Origin of the sequence: Ancylobacter rudongensis (assembly GCF_900100155.1) — a bacterium.
Classification (GTDB): Bacteria; Pseudomonadota; Alphaproteobacteria; order Rhizobiales; family Xanthobacteraceae; genus Ancylobacter; species Ancylobacter rudongensis.
Genome location: NZ_FMTP01000004.1, coordinates 206,901 through 222,493 on the forward strand (window position 1 = coordinate 206,901; position 15,593 = coordinate 222,493).

Here is a 15,593-nt window from a genome sequence, read left to right on the forward strand (position 1 = left end):
CTACTGGCCGGGCGCTGACGGAAAGGCTGGGTCCCCGGGTCAAGCCCGGGGATGAGGGGGCGTGCGAGCGGCCGTGTTCCGGCCAAACGCCGCCGCAGGCGCCTCGGCATCGCCAGCCCGTTTCACCCTCCCGGCTCTCCGGCGGCGCCGGTGGCCGGGAGGACGACGCTCTTCTTGAACAGGACATCAACCACATGGAACCGAGCATGACCGCACCGGAAAGCAAGTCCGCCGGCCCGGAAGTCTCCGCCGCCTTCGAGGAGTTCATGAGCGCCTTCGAGGCGTTCAAGGACGCCAATGACCAGCGGCTCGGCGCGCTGGAGCGGCGCGGCGGCGATGTCGTCGCCGACGACAAGGTGGCGCGGATCAGTGCCGCGCTCGACACCCAGAAGGCGCTGATCGACGAATTGGTGCTCAAAGCCCGCCGGCCGGCGCTGGGCGGGGGCGACCTCGTGTCCGACCTCGCCGCGCGCGAGCACAAGGCGGCGTTCGATTCCTATGTCCGCACCGGCGAAGCGGCGGGGCTGAAACGGCTGGAGGCCAAGGCGCTCTCCGCCGGGGTGGGGGCGGATGGCGGCTACACCGTGCCGAGCGAGACCGAGCGCGAGATCGGCAAGCGGCTCGCCGCGCTGTCGCCGATCCGCGCCATCGCCGATGTGCGGGTGATTTCGGCCGGCACCTACAAGAAGCCGTTCATGACCTCGGGCCCGGCGGTCGGCTGGGTGGCCGAGACCGGCGCCCGCACCCAGACCGCCAGCCCGGTGCTTGATGAGATCGCCTTCCCGGCGATGGAGCTCTACGCCATGCCGGCGGCGACGCAGACGCTGCTGGACGATTCGGCGGTGAATATCGACGAGTGGCTCGCCATCGAGGTCGAAGCCGCCTTCGCGGCGCAGGAGGGCACGGCTTTTGTCACCGGCGACGGGGTGGGCAAGCCGAAGGGGCTGCTCGCCTATGACACGGTGGCGGAAAGCGCCTGGGCCTGGGGCAAGCTCGGCTTTCTCGCCACCGGCGCCGCCGGCGACTTTCCCGCCGCCAGCCCTTCCGACCCGCTGGTCGACCTCGTCTATGCGGTGAAGGCCGGCTACCGGCAGAACGGCTCCTTCCTGATGAGCCGGCGCACGCAGGGCGCGGTGCGCAAGCTGAAGGACGAGAACGGCCAGTATCTGTGGGCACCGCCCACCGGCCCGGGCGCGCCGCCCAGCCTGATGGGTTTTCCCGTGCACGAGGCGGAGGAGATGCCGGGCATCGGCGCGAACAGCCTCTCGATCGCCTTCGGCGATTTCCGCCGCGGCTATCTGGTGGTCGACCGGGCGGGCGTGCGGGTGCTGCGCGACCCCTATTCCGCCAAGCCCTATGTGCTGTTCTACACCACCAAGCGGGTCGGCGGCGGGGTGCAGGATTTCGACGCCATCAAGCTGCTGAAATTCGCCGCCTGAGGCGCGCCGCCTGACGCGCGACGCAAAAAAGGGGCGCCCCGGTGAGGGGCGCCCCAGATGAGACGGTCAGTCTCGGGAAGTCGGTCCGGCACGCTCAGTGGGTCGAGCGGGCGTTCGCCTCGACGGCCTGGTTGATATAGGCGTCGGAGACGGTCGGCAGCGTGACAGTGGCGTTGCGGCCTTCGACGACGTTGCGCTGGGCCTGCGGCTGCGCGGGCTGGGCCTGCGGGGCGGTGACGCGGGTGTAGAGCGTGCCGTCACGGCCGGCGGCCTGGGCGCCGGCGGCACCGAGGGTGGCGAGGGCGACAGCGGCGATGAGGATCTTGTTCATGGTGAAACTCCTTGGAAAGCGGCCGGCGCGCGCTCAAAGGGGGCGCCGGCCTTGAGGGAAAGAGAGGGGATCAGCGGGTCGAACGGGCGTTCGCCTCGACCGACTGGTTGATGTAGGCGTCGGAGACGGCCGGCAGCGCCACAGCGGCGTTGCGGCCTTCGACGACGGGAGCCTGGGCGGCCTCGGCCTGGGCCGGGACGGCGCGCTCATAGAGGCTGGCGTCGCGGCCATCGGCGGCGCTGGCGGCGACCGAACCGAAGGAGGCGAGGGCGACGGCGGCGAGGAGGATCTTGTTCATTTTGGCTTCTCCGAAGTGTGGGTGGGCGGCCCGTGTCGGCCGCGCCGTTCATGGAGAGAAGCTAGTCTCGGCGTTGACGCATCGCCACTTGTGTTTGGGCGCTCAGAACTTTGCGCTGACGCAATAACATCTGCGTGTTCGCCCTCTGGCGAAAGTCATTTCGAGCGCCTAGGAGAGAAGCGAAAGCGATTAGATCGCGTCCGCTTTAAAATCCCGCCGAGCATCCGGAACCGGCCGCGTGCGCGTGACGATTGCACGCGCCGCCCCGGGCCGCCACACTGCGAAACCAACTGCGGAGCCGCCTTTGACGCGCCTATTGTTCGTGTGCAGCCGCAACAAGCTGCGCAGCCCGACCGCCGAGCAGGTCTTCGCCGGGCGGGAGGGCCTCGACGTCGCGTCGGCCGGCACCAACCGCGATGCCGACACGCCAGTGACGGCCGAGCTCGTGGCGTGGGCCGACATCATCTTCGTGATGGAGAAGGCGCAGCGGGAAAAGCTGCAGGCGCGCTACCGCGCCGCGCTCAAGGACAAGCGTCTGGTGTGCCTCGACATACCGGACCGCTTTGCCTTCATGGACCCGGCGCTGGTGCAGTTGCTGGAGCGCAAGGTGAGGCCGTTCCTGCGCTGAGGCCTCGCTCTAACGCCCGATTCCCCGCAGCGTGGCCTCGATCCAGGCGCGCTGCGGGCCGATCAGCGTGGCGCCGGTGACGCCGCCGCAGCCGCGCGCCCCGCCTGCCGCCGTCGACCAGCCGATGATGCCGGCGACCACGCCCTCGATCAGCACCGGGCCGCCGCTGTCGCCGGTGCAGGCGCCTTTCGCCGCGCCGTCCGACAGCCGGACCATGATGCCGCCCGTGGTGCCGATGCTCGGCAGGGACGCCGTGCGCAGCGTGCCGGCGCTCTTGCCGTCGCCGTCCTTGGTCACGCCATAGCCGGCGATGGTGAAGGCGGTGCGCTTCGGCGGCAGCGCCACCTCGCTGGTGAGCGCGGCGGGGCGGAAGGTGGCGGGCAGCGCCTCGCTGAGCCGCACCAAGGCCAGGTCCGGCGTCGGGCGCCGCGTGGCGAAGGAGTTCGGATCGAAGGAGGGGTGGAGCGCGATGCGGTTGATGGGGATCAGCCGGGGCGCGCCGCCCTCGAACACCACCACCGCATAATCCGCCGCCGGCTGCACGCAATGGGCGGCGGTGAGCAGCACATTCGGCCCCAGCACCACGCCGGTGCAGGTGGCGCCGCGCGTCGACACGATCATCGCCGTCTCCGCCGTCAATGCCGGGTCCGCCGGCCCGCCGCCGACAATGGCGCGGGCGGGGGTGGCGAGGGCGAGGGCAGCGAGCAGGGCAGGCAGCAACAGGCGCATCGGCGGGTTCCAGAAGGGGACGGGCCGTTGTGGCGGCGCCCGGCCGCAACGTCAATCGGCGCGGCGGTGCGGGGGGATTGGGCGGAGGGGTCTTCGCTGGGTCCCGGATCGTCGCTCCGCCTGCGGCGTCACTTGTCCGGGACACGCTTCTTCTCGTTTCCCGGACACGCGTCCTTCGTCCGGAACCCAGGCGCCGCGCTCGCCCGCATCTTCACACAGGGAGGCACCATGCCCGCGATCCTTCTCGCCGGGCCGACGGTCGAGCCGCTGACGCTCGCCGAGGCCAAGACCTATCTGCGCGTCGACCACGCCGCCGAGGACGCGCTGATTTCCTCGCTCATCACCGCCGCGCGGGCGACCGTCGAGGCGCTGACGCGGCGGGTGCTGATCGACCAGAGCTGGCGGATCGTGCGCGACGCCTGGCCGGCTTCCGGGCTGATCGCGCTGCCGGTGAACCCTCTGAAGGCGCTGACCGCCGCCCGGGTGCTGGACGGCGCAGGCACGGCGACCGCCCTGCCGCTCGATGCCTTCAGCCTCGACACCGCGCGGCTGCCGGGGCTGATCAAGGTCGCGCGCGGCGCGGTGCCGGCACCCGGCCGCCCGCTGGCCGGCATCGCGCTCGACATCACCGCCGGCCACGGGCCGAATGCCGACCACGTGCCCTCGCCGCTGATCGAGGCGGTGCGGGTGGTTCTTGCCCATTTCTACGAGCACCGCGATGTGGCGGGGCCGGGCGCGGCCTTTCCCGCCCGGCTCGACGCGCTGGTGGCGCCGTTCCGGGTGACGCGGCTATGAGCGCGATCGGCGCCCTGCGGCACCGGCTGGTGCAGGAAACCCCGGTCGAGACCCCGGACGGGCTCGGCGGGGTGACGCGCGGCTTCATCGCCGTCGATGCCCTGTGGGGCGCGCTGGCGACGCGCGGCGCGGCGGCGGAGATCGCCGACCGCCCCGGCGCGGTGCTGGTCCACGCCATCACCGTGCGCGCGCCGGCCACGGTGCAGCCGGGCGACCGGCTGCGGCTGGGGGCGCGGCGCTTCCTGGTCGAGGCGGTGAGCGACCCGGATGGGCGCGGCCGCTTTCTCATCTGCGACTGCCGGGAGGAGACGCCATGAAATTCGCCACGCGGCTGAAGGGCCTGGAGGCCCTGCGCCGGCGCTTCGCGCAGCGCGCCGAGGCGCCGCGACCGGGGAGGCGGCGATGAGCGCGGCGGCAGCGGTGGCGCTGCGCCGGGCGATCCATGCGGCCCTTACCACCGACACGGTTCTGACCACCGCGCTGGGCGGCCCGCGCATCCACGACGTGCCGCCCGCCGCGCCGGAATTTCCCTATGTGACGCTGGGCGAGGCGCAGGTGCTGGACTGGTCCACCGCCACCGAGGCCGGGGCCGAGCACCGCCTGACACTGGCCTGCTGGTCGCGCCAGGGCGGGCACGGAGAAGCGCACCAGCTCGCCCATCTGGTGCAGCAGGCGCTGCACGACGCGCCGCTGGCGCTGGAGGGGCACCGCCTGGTGAATCTGCGCCTGAGTTCGGCCGAGATCCGGCGCGAGCCGGGCGGGCGGACCTATCGCGCGCTGCTGCGCTTCCGGGCGGTGACGGAGCCCGAGGGAAGTTAGCCGGCAGCTGCAGCATTGGCGCGCAAATGATTCTGCCGACTCGTGAATCGGCGCTGGCTTGAATCGGCACATCAGAACCGGGACGGAATCGGCGCGGTTTTCCCGCCGGCGACGCGCGGAAACAGGTTGAAGATTTCCGAACCTGTCAGGAAAGCCGCGCAAGCGATTCCGCGGACTCATGAATCCGCGTGAAGTTGATTCAGAAGATGAAGTCACTTGGCGGCGTTTGCGGAATCAAACGGTGAAGGCGGCAAGCTGTCTCGCCGGGGCCGACCGGGATGCAGTGTAGTTCCCAAGGGTTAACCGTCTCTGAATACCGTCCTGCGACGGCAGGGGCAAGCAAAGGAGCGGCCGATGGCGGCGCAAAAGGGCAAGGACCTCCTGCTGAAGATCCATGACGGCACCGCCTATGCCACCGTGGCCGGGCTGCGCTCGCGGCAGATCGCCTTCAATGCCGAGCCGGTGGACGTGACCCATGCCGAGAGCGCCGGCCGCTGGCGCGAGCTGCTCGCCGGGGCGGGGGTGAAGCGGGCTTCGGTGGCGGGCTCGGGCGTGTTCAAGGACGGCGCGTCGGACGCGCTGATCCGCCAGAGCTTCTTCGACGGCACGATCCGCAACGCCCAGATCGTGGTGCCGGACTTCGGCACAATCGCCGGGCCGTTCCAGATCACCGCCCTCGAATTCGCCGGCGAGCACGACCGCGAGGTGACGTTCGACATCGCGCTGGAGAGCGCCGGCGAGATCACCTTCGCCGCGCTCTGAGGGGGGCTGCGAGGTGACGGCGCGGCGAGGAACATACCCGCCCTCATGGCCGGGCTTGACCCGGCCACCCAGCACGTCGCCGGGCCGTCGGCGGGAAGGTTGGGTCCCCGGGTCAAGCCCGGGGATGAGGGGTGTTGAGGTGCATTCAGGAACAGGCGGCGAGGAGCGGGCGGAGCTGTGAGCGGCGTCCCCCGTCTCCCTCATGGCCGGGCTTGACCCGGCCACCCAGCACGTCGCCGGGCCATCGGCGGGGAGGCTGGGTCCCCGGGGTCAAGCCCGGGGATGAGGGCAGGATTTTCGCGTCAACTTCAGACCCGCAGGAAGGAAGCAGACCATGGCCAACCGGCATCGCGGCGAGATTTCCGCCGAGCTCGACGGGCGCCGGCGCACGCTGGTGCTCACGCTGGGCGCGCTGGCCGAGCTGGAAGACGCCTTTGGCGCCGACGACCTGGTGGCGCTGACCGGGCGTTTTTCCACCGGCCGGCTTGCCGCGCGCGACGCCATCCGCCTGCTCGCCGCCGGGCTGCGCGGGGCGGGCGAGGCCGTCACCGAGGATGAGGTGGCGCGCATGACCACGCCGGGCGGCGCGGCGGGCTTCGCCCGGCTCGTCGGCGAGCTGATCGCGGCGACGTTCGGCGGCGGGGAGGGCGGGGAGCGGGCCGACCGCCCTTTGCCCGATCCTCCGGAGACGAGGGGATAGGGCGCGCGCCGGCCTTTCCGGGGGAGGGCGGTCCATCGCCCTTCCCCTGGCAGGCGGCGATGGCGCTCGGCTTCGGCCGGCTGCGGCTCTCCTCGCAGGCATTCTGGGCGCTGACGCCGCGCGAACTCGCCGCCGCGCTGCGTCCCTTCACCGGGGAGGCACGGGCGCCGCTTGGGCGGGCCGGCCTCGCCGCGCTGATGGCGCGGTTTCCGGACTGAGGGGGTGCCGTCTCGCCGCGCGGGCCCTCTTCCCCGGGCTTGACCCGGGGACCCAGCGCCGCCGCCCGCACCCGGTCTCAAGTCTGGGTGGCCGGGTCAAGCCCGGCCATGAGGGCGCGAGGGAGCGCGCGCGGCGCTCCAGCTGCGCCTCCGCTGATCCGGGACACGGAACCATTTCACACAGGAGGGCAGGATGGCTGCGGAGGATAGCGAGGCGTTCGACGACGGGCTGACGGTGGAAATCACAGCCGATACCAGCGCCTTCCGGCGCGAGATCGCGGAAGCGGAGCGGCTGGCGCGGGGCTTCGGCCGGGCGGTGGGCGATGCGCTGACCGGCGCGACCCTGAAGGGCCGCGAGGCCGACGACGTGCTGCGCTCGCTGGCGAGCCGTCTGTCCTCGCTGGCGCTCGACATCGCCTTCAAGCCGCTGGAACAGGGGCTTTCCGGTCTTCTTCAGGGCGCGCTCGGTGGGGTTTCCGGCTTCGCCAGCGGCGGGGCGTTCGCGCACGGGCGCGTCACCCCCTTCGCCCAGGGCGGGGTGGTGGCGGCGCCGACCTATTTCCCGATGGCCGGCGGCCAGCTCGGGCTGATGGGCGAGCGCGGGGCGGAGGCGATCCTGCCGCTGGCGCGCGGCGCCGATGGCCGGCTCGGCGTCGCCGCGCAGGGCGGGGGACGCGCGAGCCAGGTGACGGTGAATGTCGCCACCCCCGACCCGGGCGCCTTCCGCCGCTCCGACGCCTATCTCGCCGGCCTGATCGCCCGCGCCGTGGCGCGCGGGGAAAGGAGCCTGTGAATGCCGGCCTTTCATGAAACGCTGTTCCCGCTCGACATCGCGCTCGGCGCGGCGGGCGGGCCGGAGCGGGCGACCGAGATCGTCACCACGCTGACCGGACGGGAGGAGCGCAACACGCGGCTCGCCCATTCCCGCCGGCGCTGGGATGCCGGCTATGGCGTCACCTCGCTGGCGCAGCTCTCAACCGTGGTCGCCTTCTTCGAGGAGCGGCGCGGGCGGCTGCACGGCTTTCGCTGGCGCGACCGGCTCGACCATGCCTCCTGCCCGCCGGGGGCGGCGGTGACGCCGCTCGACCAGGTGCTGGGCACCGGCACCGGCGCCCGGACGCAGTTCGCCCTCGCCAAGACCTATGGCGGCGCGCACGCGCCCTATCAGCGCCCCATCGCCAAGCCGGTTGCCGGCTCGGTGCGGGTGGCGGTGAATGGGGTGGAACGGGTGGCGGGCACGCATTTCAGCCTCGATGCCGCGACCGGGCTCGTCAGCTTCCTGCCCGGCCATGTGCCCGCAAGCGGGGCGAGCGTGACGGCGGGGTTCCTGTTCGACGTGCCGGTGCGCTTCGACACCGATTTTCTCGAGGTGAACCTCACCGCCTTCGAGGCGGGGGCGATCCCGCGCATCCCGATCCTGGAGATACGGCCGTGAAAGACATCCCCCCCGCCCTGGCCGCGTCGCTCGCGGGCGGGGTGACGACGCTGGCGCGCTGCTGGCGGCTCACCCGCCGCGACGGCGTGGTGATCGGCCTCACCGAGCATGATGACGACCTCACGGTGGACGGCACGCTGTTCCGCGCCGCCTCCGGCGCCTCCGGCAGCGAGGATGCGTCCGCGCTCGGCTTCGCGGTGGGCGGGGGCGAGATGTCCGCCGCCCTTACCTCGGAACTGATCGACGCCGCCGATCTCGACGCCGGGCGCTATGACGGGGCGGGGATCGAACTGATCCTCGCCGACTGGTCGGCGCCGGAACATTTCCTGCGGCTGCGCCGGGCGACTCTGGGCGAGGTGCGGCGCAGCGAGGGCAGCTTCACCGCCGAATTGCGCGGGCTCTCCAGCGCGCTCAACATGGTGCGCGGGCGGCTGTTCACCGCCGGCTGCGACGCCGATCTCGGCGATGGCCGCTGCCGGATCGCGCTGGCCGCGCCGGCGTTCACCGGCCACGGCACGGTGAGCGCGGCCGAAGGACCGGGGTTGATCGTGGCGGCGGGGCTCGGCGCCTATGCCGCCGGCGGGTTCACGCAGGGGCGGCTCATTGTGACCAGCGGCGCCAATGACGGCTTCGCTACCGAGGTGAAGGCCCACACTGTGAGTACCGGCACGGTGCGGCTGGAACTGTGGCAGCGCCCGCCGGCCCCGTTGGCCCCTGGCGATGCGTTCACCGTCACCGCTGGCTGCGACAAGAGCTTCGCGACCTGCCGCGACCGCTTTGCCAACACGCTGAATTTTCGCGGCTTTCCCCACATGCCGGGCAATGACGCGGTGCTGCGCGTCGCCACGCCGGGGAGGCCGTGATGGGCGAGGGGGATGTGCGCAGGCAGGCGATCGCCGAGGCGCGGGACTGGATCGGCACGCCCTATCTGCACCGCGCCTCGCTGAAGGGGCAGGGGGCCGACTGCCTCGGCCTCATTCGCGGGGTGTGGCGGGCGGTGGTGGGGCCGGAGCCACAGGGCCTGCCGGCCTATGCGCCGGACTGGGCGGAAGCGACCAAGGCCGAGCAGATGGCGCAGGCAGCCGGGCGGCATATGCGCACCGTGGATCTGGAGGCGATCGCCCCGGGCGATGTGCTGCTGTTCCGCTGGCGGGCGGGTTTTCCGGCCAAGCACGCGGCGCTGCTCGTCACGCCCGATCGCATGGTGCACGCCCATGACGGTGCGGCGGTGGCGGAAGTCTATCTCGCCCCCTGGTGGCGCCGCCGGCTCGCCTTCGCCTTCGCCTTTCCCGGCGCGTGAGGGCCGGGGCGCGCATCCTTTCACCTTGGGGGTCTCTTATGGCCACACTCATTCTCGGCGCGCTGGGCGGGACGATCGGCGGGGCGCTGTTCGGGCCGGTGGGGGCGCTGGCCGGGCGGGCGCTGGGGGCGCTCGGCGGTTCGGCGATCGATTCGCTGGTGCTGAACCCCGGCCAGCGGGTGGAGGGCCCGCGCCTCGCCGAGTTCGGCACCATGACCTCCACGGAAGGGGCGGCGCTGCCCCGGCTCTATGGACGGGCGCGGCTGTCCGGGCAGGTGATCTGGGCGGCGCCGGTGCAGGAGGTGGTGTCGACCCAGACGCAGGCCTCCGGCGGCAAAGGCGGGATGGCGGGCGGCACCAGCACGACCACCTACAGCTATTTCGGCAGCTTCGCCGTCGGCCTGTGCGAGGGGCCGGTGACGCGGCTCGGGCGCATCTGGGCCGATGGGCGGCTGCTCGACACCCGCGCGCTGAACGTGCGGCTGCACAAGGGCGGCGAGGACCAGCTGCCCGATCCGATGATCGAGGCGCGCGAGCCGGGGGCGCCGGCCTATCGCGGGCTGGCCTATCTCGTCTTCGAGCGCCTGCCGCTGGCGCGCTTCGGCAACCGGCTGCCGCAGATTTCGGTCGAGGTCGAGCGGGCGGTGGGGGCGCTGGAGAACGCGGTGCGGGCGGTGACGCTGATCCCCGGTGCCACCGAGTTCGGCTATGAGCCGCGCGAGGTGCTGCGGGTCGACCGGCCGGGCGTCTACCAGCTGGAAAACCGCCATGTGACCACCCATGCGAGCGATTTTTCCGCCGCGCTCGACCAGCTGCTCGCCACCTGCCCGAATCTGGAACGGGTGGCGCTCGTCGTGGCCTGGTTCGGCAGCGACCTGCGCGCCGGCCAGTGCCTGGTCCGCCCGGCGGTGGAGCGGCGGAACAAGCCGACGCAGATCGGGATTTTCCCCCTGGCGTGGGAGGTGGCCGGCCAGAGCCGCGCCAGCGCCGCGCTGGTGAGCCAGTTTGAGGGCAAGCCGGCCTATGGCGGCACGCCGTCCGACCCCAGCGTGATCGCGGCCATACAGGCGCTTAAGGCGCGCGGGCTGAAGGTGACGCTCAACCCGTTCGTGATGATGGACATTCCCGCCGCCAACGCCTTGCCCGACCCGTGGAACCCCGGGGCGCTGCAGCCGGCCCATCCCTGGCGCGGGCGCGTCACCTGCCATCCCGCCCCCGGTGTGGCCGGCTCGCCCGACGGCACGGCAGCGGCGGGGGCGCAGGTGGCGGCGCTGTTCGGCACTGCGGGCGCGGCGCATTTCGGCGTCGCCTCGGGGCACGTCACCTATGCCGGCCCGGCCGAGTGGACGCTGCGGCGGATGGTGCTGCACTACGCCAAGCTGGCTGAGATCGCCGGCGGGGTGGAGGCGATCCTGATCGGTTCGGAAATGGCGGCGCTGACCCGGGTGCGTTCCGCGCCGGGCGTCTACCCCGCCGCCAGCGCCTTCGCCGCGCTGGCCGGCGAGGTGCGGGCGATGCTGGGGCCGGGCACCCAGATCGGCTATGGCGCCGACTGGACCGAATATGGCGCCCATGTGCGCGAGGGTGGGGCGGAGGTGCGTTTTCCCCTTGATCCGCTCTGGGCCGCGCCGGCGCTCGATTTCATCGGCATCGACTGGTACCCGCCGCTGGCCGACTGGCGCGACGGCGACGCCCATCTCGACGCCGGGAGCTTCGAGAGCGGGCATGACCGGGCCTATCTCGCCGGCAATCTCACTGGTGGCGAGGCGTTCGACTGGTATTACCCCGATGACGCCGCCCGCGCCGCGCAGGCGCGCGCCCCGATTACCGACGGCGCCTATGCCGAGCCGTGGATCTTCCGCCAGAAGGACCTCGCCGGCTGGTGGAGCCACGCCCATCACGAGCGCGTCGCCGGCGTACGGCAGGCGAGCCCGACGGCGTGGGTGCCGGGTTCGAAGCCCGTGCGCCTGACCGAGATCGGCTGCCCGGCGGTGGACAAGGGCGTCAACCGGCCGAGCGCCTTCCCCGACCCGAAATCGACCGAGGGCGGCCTGCCGCCCTTTTCCAGCGGCGCTCGCGACGACCTGATCCAGCGCCGGCATCTGGAGGTGAGTCTGGCCGGCTTCTCCGCCTCCACGGCGCTGAACCCGGTGGCGCCGGGCCTGCCGGGCGGGCGGATGATCGACCCGGCGGCGCTCACGCTCTGGACCTGGGACGCGCGGCCCTTTCCGGTGTTTCCGCGCGCCGTCGACGTATGGGCGGACGGCGCCAACTGGCAGACCGGGCACTGGCTCAATGGCCGGCTCGGCGCCGCGCCGCTGGCCGAGCTGACGCAGGCGCTGGCGGCGGATTTCGGCGTGCCTGACATGGTGACGAGCGAATTGCGCGGCATTGTCGATGGCTATGTCGTCGACCGGCCGATGACGGCGCGGGCGGCGTTGGAGCCGCTGGCGCGGGCCTTCGCCTTCGATCTGGTCGAGCGCGGCGGTCGGCTGGCGCTGACCCCGCGCGGCGGGCGGGTGCGGGCGGTGATTACCGATGAGGACATCGCCACCGGCGAGGGGATCGCCGCGCCCTCGCTGGTGCGGGCGGCGGAGGGCGAGTTGCCGCTGTCCGCCACGCTCGGCTTTACCGATGGCGCGCAGGATTACCGCCGCGCCACCGCCGTTTCGCGCCGGCTCGCCGGGGCGGCGCGGGCGGAGACCGGGATGGAGGTCGCCATGGTGGCCGATCCCGGCCTCGCCGCCGGCCTCGCGGATATGTGGCTGCAGGATGCGTGGGCGGGGCGCGACACGCTGAGCCTGACGCTGCCGCCCTCGCACATCGCGCTGGAGCCGGGCGACCTGGTGCGGCTGGAGCGCGACGGGGCCGCGCGGCTGCTGGAGATCGTCTCGATCGAGGACCGGGGCGCGCGCAGTGTGAACGCGCGCAGCATCGACCCGGCGGTCTTCGCCCTTGCCGTGCGCGAGGGGCGGGCCGGCGCGGTCGAATTGCCGGGGGGCGAGGGGCCGGCGCTGGTGCATCTGCTGCAGGCGCCGCTAGCGCGCGGCGAGGGGGCGCCCACGCTGGCCTGGCTCGGCGCCTTCGTCACGCCGTGGCCGGGGAGCCTGAACGTCTGGCGGGCGGTGGACGGGGGCAGCTTTCAGCCGATCGCCACGCTGGCGGCGGCGGCGGTGACGGGCGAGACGCTGGGCGTGCTGCCGGCCGGCCCGCTCTGGCGCTGGCAGCGCGCCAGCCTCGACGTCGCGCTCGATGGTGGCCTGCTGGCGGCGGCGAGCGAGGAGGCGGTGCTGGGTGGGGCCAATGCGCTGGCGCTGATCGACCCCTCAGGCGCGGTGGAGGTGATCCAGTTCGCGCAGGCGGAACTGATCGGTGCCACGACCTGGCGGCTGTCCGGCCTGCTGCGCGGCCAGCTCGGCAGCGAGGCGCGCGCCACCACCGAATGGCCGGCCGGCACGCGGCTGATGACGATCGACGCCAATCTGGTGCCGGTCGCGAGCGGGCTCGACATGATCGGCCGCGCCGTCACCTACCGCATCGGCCGCGCCGACCGCGACCATGGCGACGACGCCGTGACCGAAATCGCCGCCACGCTGGGGCCGGCGGCGCTGCGCCCCTTCGCGCCGGTGCATGCCCGCGCCCGGCGCAGCGCCGCCGGGGTGGCGCTGAGCTGGACCCGGCGCACCAGGAGCGACGGCGATTCCTGGGATCTGGCCGAGGTGCCGCTCGGCGAGACCAGCGAGGCCTATGCGGTGGAGATCCTGAGCGGGGGGATCGTGAAGCGGCGCTTCACTGTTTCCGCGCCGGCCGTTCTCTACGCGGCGGCCGACGAGATCGCCGATTTCGGCGCGGCGCAGACCTTTCTCGATGTCCGCATCGCCCAGCTTTCCGCCGAGATCGGTCCCGGCGCGGCGCTGACCGCCCGGCTGCGGGTTTGACCGCCGCTTTCACAGGAGCCCCCCATGAGCGAGACGACACCCCTGCTGGCGCTGCCGCTGCTGGCGGCGGCGCAGGCGCAGAAACATGTGACCCATAATGAAGCGCTGGTGCGGCTCGACGCGGCGGTGCAGCTCGCCGTGCTCGACCGCACCCGCACGGCGCCACCGGCCAGCCCGTTGCCCGGCGACCGGCATCTGGTGGCGCCCGGTGCCAGTGGCGCTTTCGCCGGCCATGAGGGTGAGATCGCGCTCTACGATTCCGGCTGGCGCTTCCTCGCCCCACGTGCGGGCTGGCGCGCCTATGTGGCGGGCGAGGCGCGCAGCGTGCTGTTCGACGGCACCGCCTGGCGCGAGGCGCTCGCGCTCACCCCCTCCGGCGCCAGCGCCACTCTACGCACGGTGGAGGAGGAACTGACCCTCACCGGCGCCTTCGTCGCCTCGACCCTGCTCATTCCCAGCCGGGCGATCTGCCTCGCCGTCGCCAGCCGCACCGTGACGGCGGTGACGGGGGCCACCGCCTATGAGGTCGGCATTTCAGGCGAGACCGCGAAATTCGGCGGGCTTCTGAGCATCGCCGCCGGCGCGAGCAATATCGGCGTGATCGGCCCGCAGGCCTTCTATGCCGACACGCCGCTGCGCATCACCGCGCTGGGCGGCAGCTTCACCGGCGGGCGGGTGCGCCTCGTCCTGTCCTATCTCGCCTTCACCCTCTGATCTCCGGGAGCGAACCATGCCCTATGATTCCGCCAAGGACCCCTGGCACCAGCGCGCCCTCTCGCCCGGCGGGCTCGGCCGCGCCGGCGCGCTGGTGACGCCGAACGACGCCGCCGACCTGCCGCGCTATGCACGGCTGCGGGTGTTCGTGCCGGCCACGCTGGCCAGCGCGGAGATCCGAATCCTCCCCGTCGATGCCGCCGACGACGCGCCGCTGACCCTGCCGCTGCCGCCCGGCCAGGTGAGCGTGCTGGAATTCCTGGTGAGGCGCGTGCTGGCCACGGGCAGCACGGCCGGCCTCGTCATTCATCGGGTCGATTGAGATGGCGACCTTCGGCTTCGCCCTCGATCTCGCGCGCCGCGCCAGCAGCCCGCCGGCGCGGCCCTCGCTCGACGCTTTCGCCGGCACGCTCTATGCCGCCTACGGGCTCTCCCGGCTGGTGTCCTCCTATGCTGGCCCCGGCGTGCGGGTGCGCCGCTCCAGCGACGGCACGGAGGCGGAGCTCGGCTTCACCTTCCTCGGCGCGCTCGATGTCGCCGGGCTGCTTGCCTTCGCCGGCACCGCCAGCGCCTTCGTCGTCGCCTGGTACGACCAGAGCGGGAGTGGCCGCCACGCGACGCAGAGCGTGACCGCCTCGCAGCCGAGATTAGTCAATGCCGGGGCGCTCGACACCGGCCCGAATGGCCGGCCGGCCCTGGCCTTATCCGGCAGCCAGAACTTCGGCATCGCTGGCGCGGCGGACTTTGTCCGCGGTGCGGACAGCGTGACGGTCGGCGTCGTCGGGCAGTCCTCGATCGTGGCGGGCTCCGCCGCCTTCTTCACCGCCTCGAAGGGGGTGAACCTGTCCTGGTATCGCATCGGGCTTGTCCACACGCCGACGCTGAACGCCGCCCGCTTCGCCGCATCGGCGAACGACATCGACAACCCGCCGCTCGCGTTCCGGGCCTACACGACCGGGGCCTGGGGCCGGTTTATCGGCCGGGCGAGGTTCCTCGAGGGCGGGCTCGACTTCGCCCTCGACGGGGCGACGACAACAGCGGCCCTTGGCACTGCGACGGCGTCGGTCGACAGCGACAGCCTGGTGCGGATCGGCATCTCCCCCAACTCCGGCGCTCCGCTTACCGGCCAGATGTCGACACTCGTGCTCTCGCGCGCGCCGCTCGCTATCGCGGCGCTCGACGCCGCCCTGCAGGGAACATTGCCATGAGCTATCTGATCTTCGCCTCGGCCGCCGAGGCGGCGGCCCGCAGCGCGCAGGCGTGGCAGGCGCTCGGCACGCCCGCCGGCGCGACGCGTTATCTCTGGGCCTGGCAGGAGCATCCGGTCGATGGAAGGGCGGCGCTGCGCATCCCGCCGACGGCGGGCGAGGCGCAGATCGACCTGCCGCAGGCGGGCTATGAAGGCCTGCTCACGCCCGAGGAGCGCGAGGCGCGGGTGGAAACCTTGCCCGGCGAGGGCTGGAGCGTCGCCAATGTCTGAGGCGGCG

The 15,593-nt window shown here is 72.5% G+C and carries 20 protein-coding genes; 17 read left to right on the forward strand and 3 right to left on the reverse strand.

Annotated features, from left to right (window positions below; translation table 11 throughout):
• The first annotated feature begins 194 nt into the window (after nt 1-194).
• Nucleotides 195-1,439, forward strand: coding sequence for a phage major capsid protein (locus tag BLO63_RS12200; RefSeq protein ID WP_091440822.1), 1,245 nt, complete (start codon nt 195-197; stop codon nt 1,437-1,439).
• Nucleotides 1,440-1,533: 94 nt separating this feature from the next.
• Here the strand turns inward: BLO63_RS12200 and BLO63_RS12205 are convergent, their stop codons facing one another.
• Complete coding sequence (locus tag BLO63_RS12205; RefSeq protein WP_091440825.1) at nt 1,534-1,770, reverse strand: hypothetical protein; 237 nt, start codon at nt 1,768-1,770, stop codon at nt 1,534-1,536.
• A gap of 70 nt (nt 1,771-1,840) precedes the next feature.
• On the reverse strand, nt 1,841-2,068 hold the full coding sequence (locus BLO63_RS12210; protein WP_091440827.1) for a hypothetical protein: 228 nt from the start codon (nt 2,066-2,068) through the stop codon (nt 1,841-1,843).
• A 304-nt stretch (nt 2,069-2,372) separates the two neighbouring features.
• Between BLO63_RS12210 and BLO63_RS12215 the strand changes: the two genes are divergently transcribed.
• The gene (locus BLO63_RS12215) at nt 2,373-2,696 is read left to right on the forward strand and encodes a low molecular weight protein tyrosine phosphatase family protein (protein WP_091440830.1); all 324 of its coding nucleotides are present in this window, start codon (nt 2,373-2,375) and stop codon (nt 2,694-2,696) included.
• 9 nt (nt 2,697-2,705) lie between these two features.
• Here the strand turns inward: BLO63_RS12215 and BLO63_RS12220 are convergent, their stop codons facing one another.
• Entirely contained in the window at nt 2,706-3,425 is a 720-nt protein-coding gene (locus tag BLO63_RS12220; RefSeq protein WP_091440832.1) for a S1 family peptidase, read from the reverse strand.
• Nucleotides 3,426-3,653: 228 nt separating this feature from the next.
• Between BLO63_RS12220 and BLO63_RS12225 the strand changes: the two genes are divergently transcribed.
• The 15 genes from BLO63_RS12225 to BLO63_RS12295 all read left to right on the forward strand — a co-directional run bounded on the left by BLO63_RS12225 (nt 3,654) and on the right by BLO63_RS12295 (nt 15,586).
• On the forward strand, nt 3,654-4,220 hold the full coding sequence (locus BLO63_RS12225) for a head-tail connector protein (protein ID WP_091440834.1): 567 nt from the start codon (nt 3,654-3,656) through the stop codon (nt 4,218-4,220).
• Nucleotides 4,217-4,537: a head-tail adaptor protein gene (locus tag BLO63_RS12230; protein ID WP_091440837.1), complete on the forward strand. Its 321-nt coding sequence runs from the start codon at nt 4,217-4,219 to the stop codon at nt 4,535-4,537. Before BLO63_RS12225 ends, BLO63_RS12230 begins: the two co-directional genes overlap by 4 nt.
• A gap of 85 nt (nt 4,538-4,622) precedes the next feature.
• Nucleotides 4,623-5,039 carry a DUF3168 domain-containing protein gene (locus BLO63_RS12235; protein WP_091440839.1) on the forward strand — a complete coding sequence of 139 codons (417 nt, stop codon included), beginning with the start codon at nt 4,623-4,625 and terminating at the stop codon, nt 5,037-5,039.
• 354 nt (nt 5,040-5,393) lie between these two features.
• Nucleotides 5,394-5,801, forward strand: a complete 408-nt coding sequence (locus BLO63_RS12240) for a phage major tail protein, TP901-1 family (protein ID WP_091440841.1) — start codon at nt 5,394-5,396, stop codon at nt 5,799-5,801.
• A 334-nt stretch (nt 5,802-6,135) separates the two neighbouring features.
• On the forward strand, nt 6,136-6,501 hold the full coding sequence (locus BLO63_RS12245; protein WP_091440843.1) for a gene transfer agent family protein: 366 nt from the start codon (nt 6,136-6,138) through the stop codon (nt 6,499-6,501).
• Nucleotides 6,498-6,719 carry a rcc01693 family protein gene (locus BLO63_RS12250; protein WP_280138058.1) on the forward strand — a complete coding sequence of 74 codons (222 nt, stop codon included), beginning with the start codon at nt 6,498-6,500 and terminating at the stop codon, nt 6,717-6,719. The genes BLO63_RS12245 and BLO63_RS12250 overlap by 4 nt, the downstream gene beginning before the upstream one ends.
• A 193-nt stretch (nt 6,720-6,912) precedes the next feature.
• A complete protein-coding gene (locus BLO63_RS12255; RefSeq protein ID WP_091440848.1) occupies nt 6,913-7,512 on the forward strand; it encodes a phage tail tape measure protein in 600 nt (199 codons plus the stop codon).
• A complete protein-coding gene (locus BLO63_RS12260) occupies nt 7,513-8,154 on the forward strand; it encodes a DUF2460 domain-containing protein (RefSeq protein WP_091440851.1) in 642 nt (213 codons plus the stop codon).
• On the forward strand, nt 8,151-9,017 hold the full coding sequence (locus BLO63_RS12265; RefSeq protein WP_091440855.1) for a DUF2163 domain-containing protein: 867 nt from the start codon (nt 8,151-8,153) through the stop codon (nt 9,015-9,017). The genes BLO63_RS12260 and BLO63_RS12265 overlap by 4 nt, the downstream gene beginning before the upstream one ends.
• Entirely contained in the window at nt 9,017-9,454 is a 438-nt protein-coding gene (locus tag BLO63_RS12270) for an NlpC/P60 family protein (RefSeq protein ID WP_091440857.1), read from the forward strand. The genes BLO63_RS12265 and BLO63_RS12270 overlap by 1 nt, the downstream gene beginning before the upstream one ends.
• A gap of 38 nt (nt 9,455-9,492) precedes the next feature.
• Nucleotides 9,493-13,392 (forward strand): baseplate multidomain protein megatron, encoded by a 3,900-nt coding sequence (locus BLO63_RS12275; RefSeq protein WP_091440860.1) that lies wholly within the window; start codon nt 9,493-9,495, stop codon nt 13,390-13,392.
• A 24-nt stretch (nt 13,393-13,416) separates the two neighbouring features.
• Entirely contained in the window at nt 13,417-14,106 is a 690-nt protein-coding gene (locus BLO63_RS12280; protein ID WP_091440862.1) for a DUF2793 domain-containing protein, read from the forward strand.
• Between the two features lie 16 nt (nt 14,107-14,122).
• The gene (locus tag BLO63_RS12285) at nt 14,123-14,428 is read left to right on the forward strand and encodes a spike base protein, RCAP_Rcc01079 family (RefSeq protein WP_091440864.1); all 306 of its coding nucleotides are present in this window, start codon (nt 14,123-14,125) and stop codon (nt 14,426-14,428) included.
• A gap of 1 nt (nt 14,429) precedes the next feature.
• Complete coding sequence (locus BLO63_RS12290) at nt 14,430-15,314, forward strand: arabinofuranosidase catalytic domain-containing protein (RefSeq protein WP_091440866.1); 885 nt, start codon at nt 14,430-14,432, stop codon at nt 15,312-15,314.
• Nucleotides 15,311-15,586 (forward strand): hypothetical protein, encoded by a 276-nt coding sequence (locus BLO63_RS12295; protein ID WP_091440869.1) that lies wholly within the window; start codon nt 15,311-15,313, stop codon nt 15,584-15,586. Before BLO63_RS12290 ends, BLO63_RS12295 begins: the two co-directional genes overlap by 4 nt.
• Nucleotides 15,587-15,593 lie beyond the last annotated feature (7 nt).

Coding starts and splice junctions, on each gene's coding strand:
- BLO63_RS12200 (WP_091440822.1), top strand. CDS start 195: ATGGAACCGAGCATGACCGCACCGGAAAGCAAGTCCGCCGGCCCGGAA.
- BLO63_RS12205 (WP_091440825.1), bottom strand. CDS start 1,770: ATGAACAAGATCCTCATCGCCGCTGTCGCCCTCGCCACCCTCGGTGCC.
- BLO63_RS12210 (WP_091440827.1), bottom strand. CDS start 2,068: ATGAACAAGATCCTCCTCGCCGCCGTCGCCCTCGCCTCCTTCGGTTCG.
- BLO63_RS12220 (WP_091440832.1), bottom strand. CDS start 3,425: ATGCGCCTGTTGCTGCCTGCCCTGCTCGCTGCCCTCGCCCTCGCCACC.
- BLO63_RS12225 (WP_091440834.1), top strand. CDS start 3,654: ATGCCCGCGATCCTTCTCGCCGGGCCGACGGTCGAGCCGCTGACGCTC.
- BLO63_RS12230 (WP_091440837.1), top strand. CDS start 4,217: ATGAGCGCGATCGGCGCCCTGCGGCACCGGCTGGTGCAGGAAACCCCG.
- BLO63_RS12235 (WP_091440839.1), top strand. CDS start 4,623: ATGAGCGCGGCGGCAGCGGTGGCGCTGCGCCGGGCGATCCATGCGGCC.
- BLO63_RS12240 (WP_091440841.1), top strand. CDS start 5,394: ATGGCGGCGCAAAAGGGCAAGGACCTCCTGCTGAAGATCCATGACGGC.
- BLO63_RS12245 (WP_091440843.1), top strand. CDS start 6,136: ATGGCCAACCGGCATCGCGGCGAGATTTCCGCCGAGCTCGACGGGCGC.
- BLO63_RS12255 (WP_091440848.1), top strand. CDS start 6,913: ATGGCTGCGGAGGATAGCGAGGCGTTCGACGACGGGCTGACGGTGGAA.
- BLO63_RS12260 (WP_091440851.1), top strand. CDS start 7,513: ATGCCGGCCTTTCATGAAACGCTGTTCCCGCTCGACATCGCGCTCGGC.
- BLO63_RS12270 (WP_091440857.1), top strand. CDS start 9,017: ATGGGCGAGGGGGATGTGCGCAGGCAGGCGATCGCCGAGGCGCGGGAC.
- BLO63_RS12275 (WP_091440860.1), top strand. CDS start 9,493: ATGGCCACACTCATTCTCGGCGCGCTGGGCGGGACGATCGGCGGGGCG.
- BLO63_RS12280 (WP_091440862.1), top strand. CDS start 13,417: ATGAGCGAGACGACACCCCTGCTGGCGCTGCCGCTGCTGGCGGCGGCG.
- BLO63_RS12285 (WP_091440864.1), top strand. CDS start 14,123: ATGCCCTATGATTCCGCCAAGGACCCCTGGCACCAGCGCGCCCTCTCG.
- BLO63_RS12290 (WP_091440866.1), top strand. CDS start 14,430: ATGGCGACCTTCGGCTTCGCCCTCGATCTCGCGCGCCGCGCCAGCAGC.
- BLO63_RS12295 (WP_091440869.1), top strand. CDS start 15,311: ATGAGCTATCTGATCTTCGCCTCGGCCGCCGAGGCGGCGGCCCGCAGC.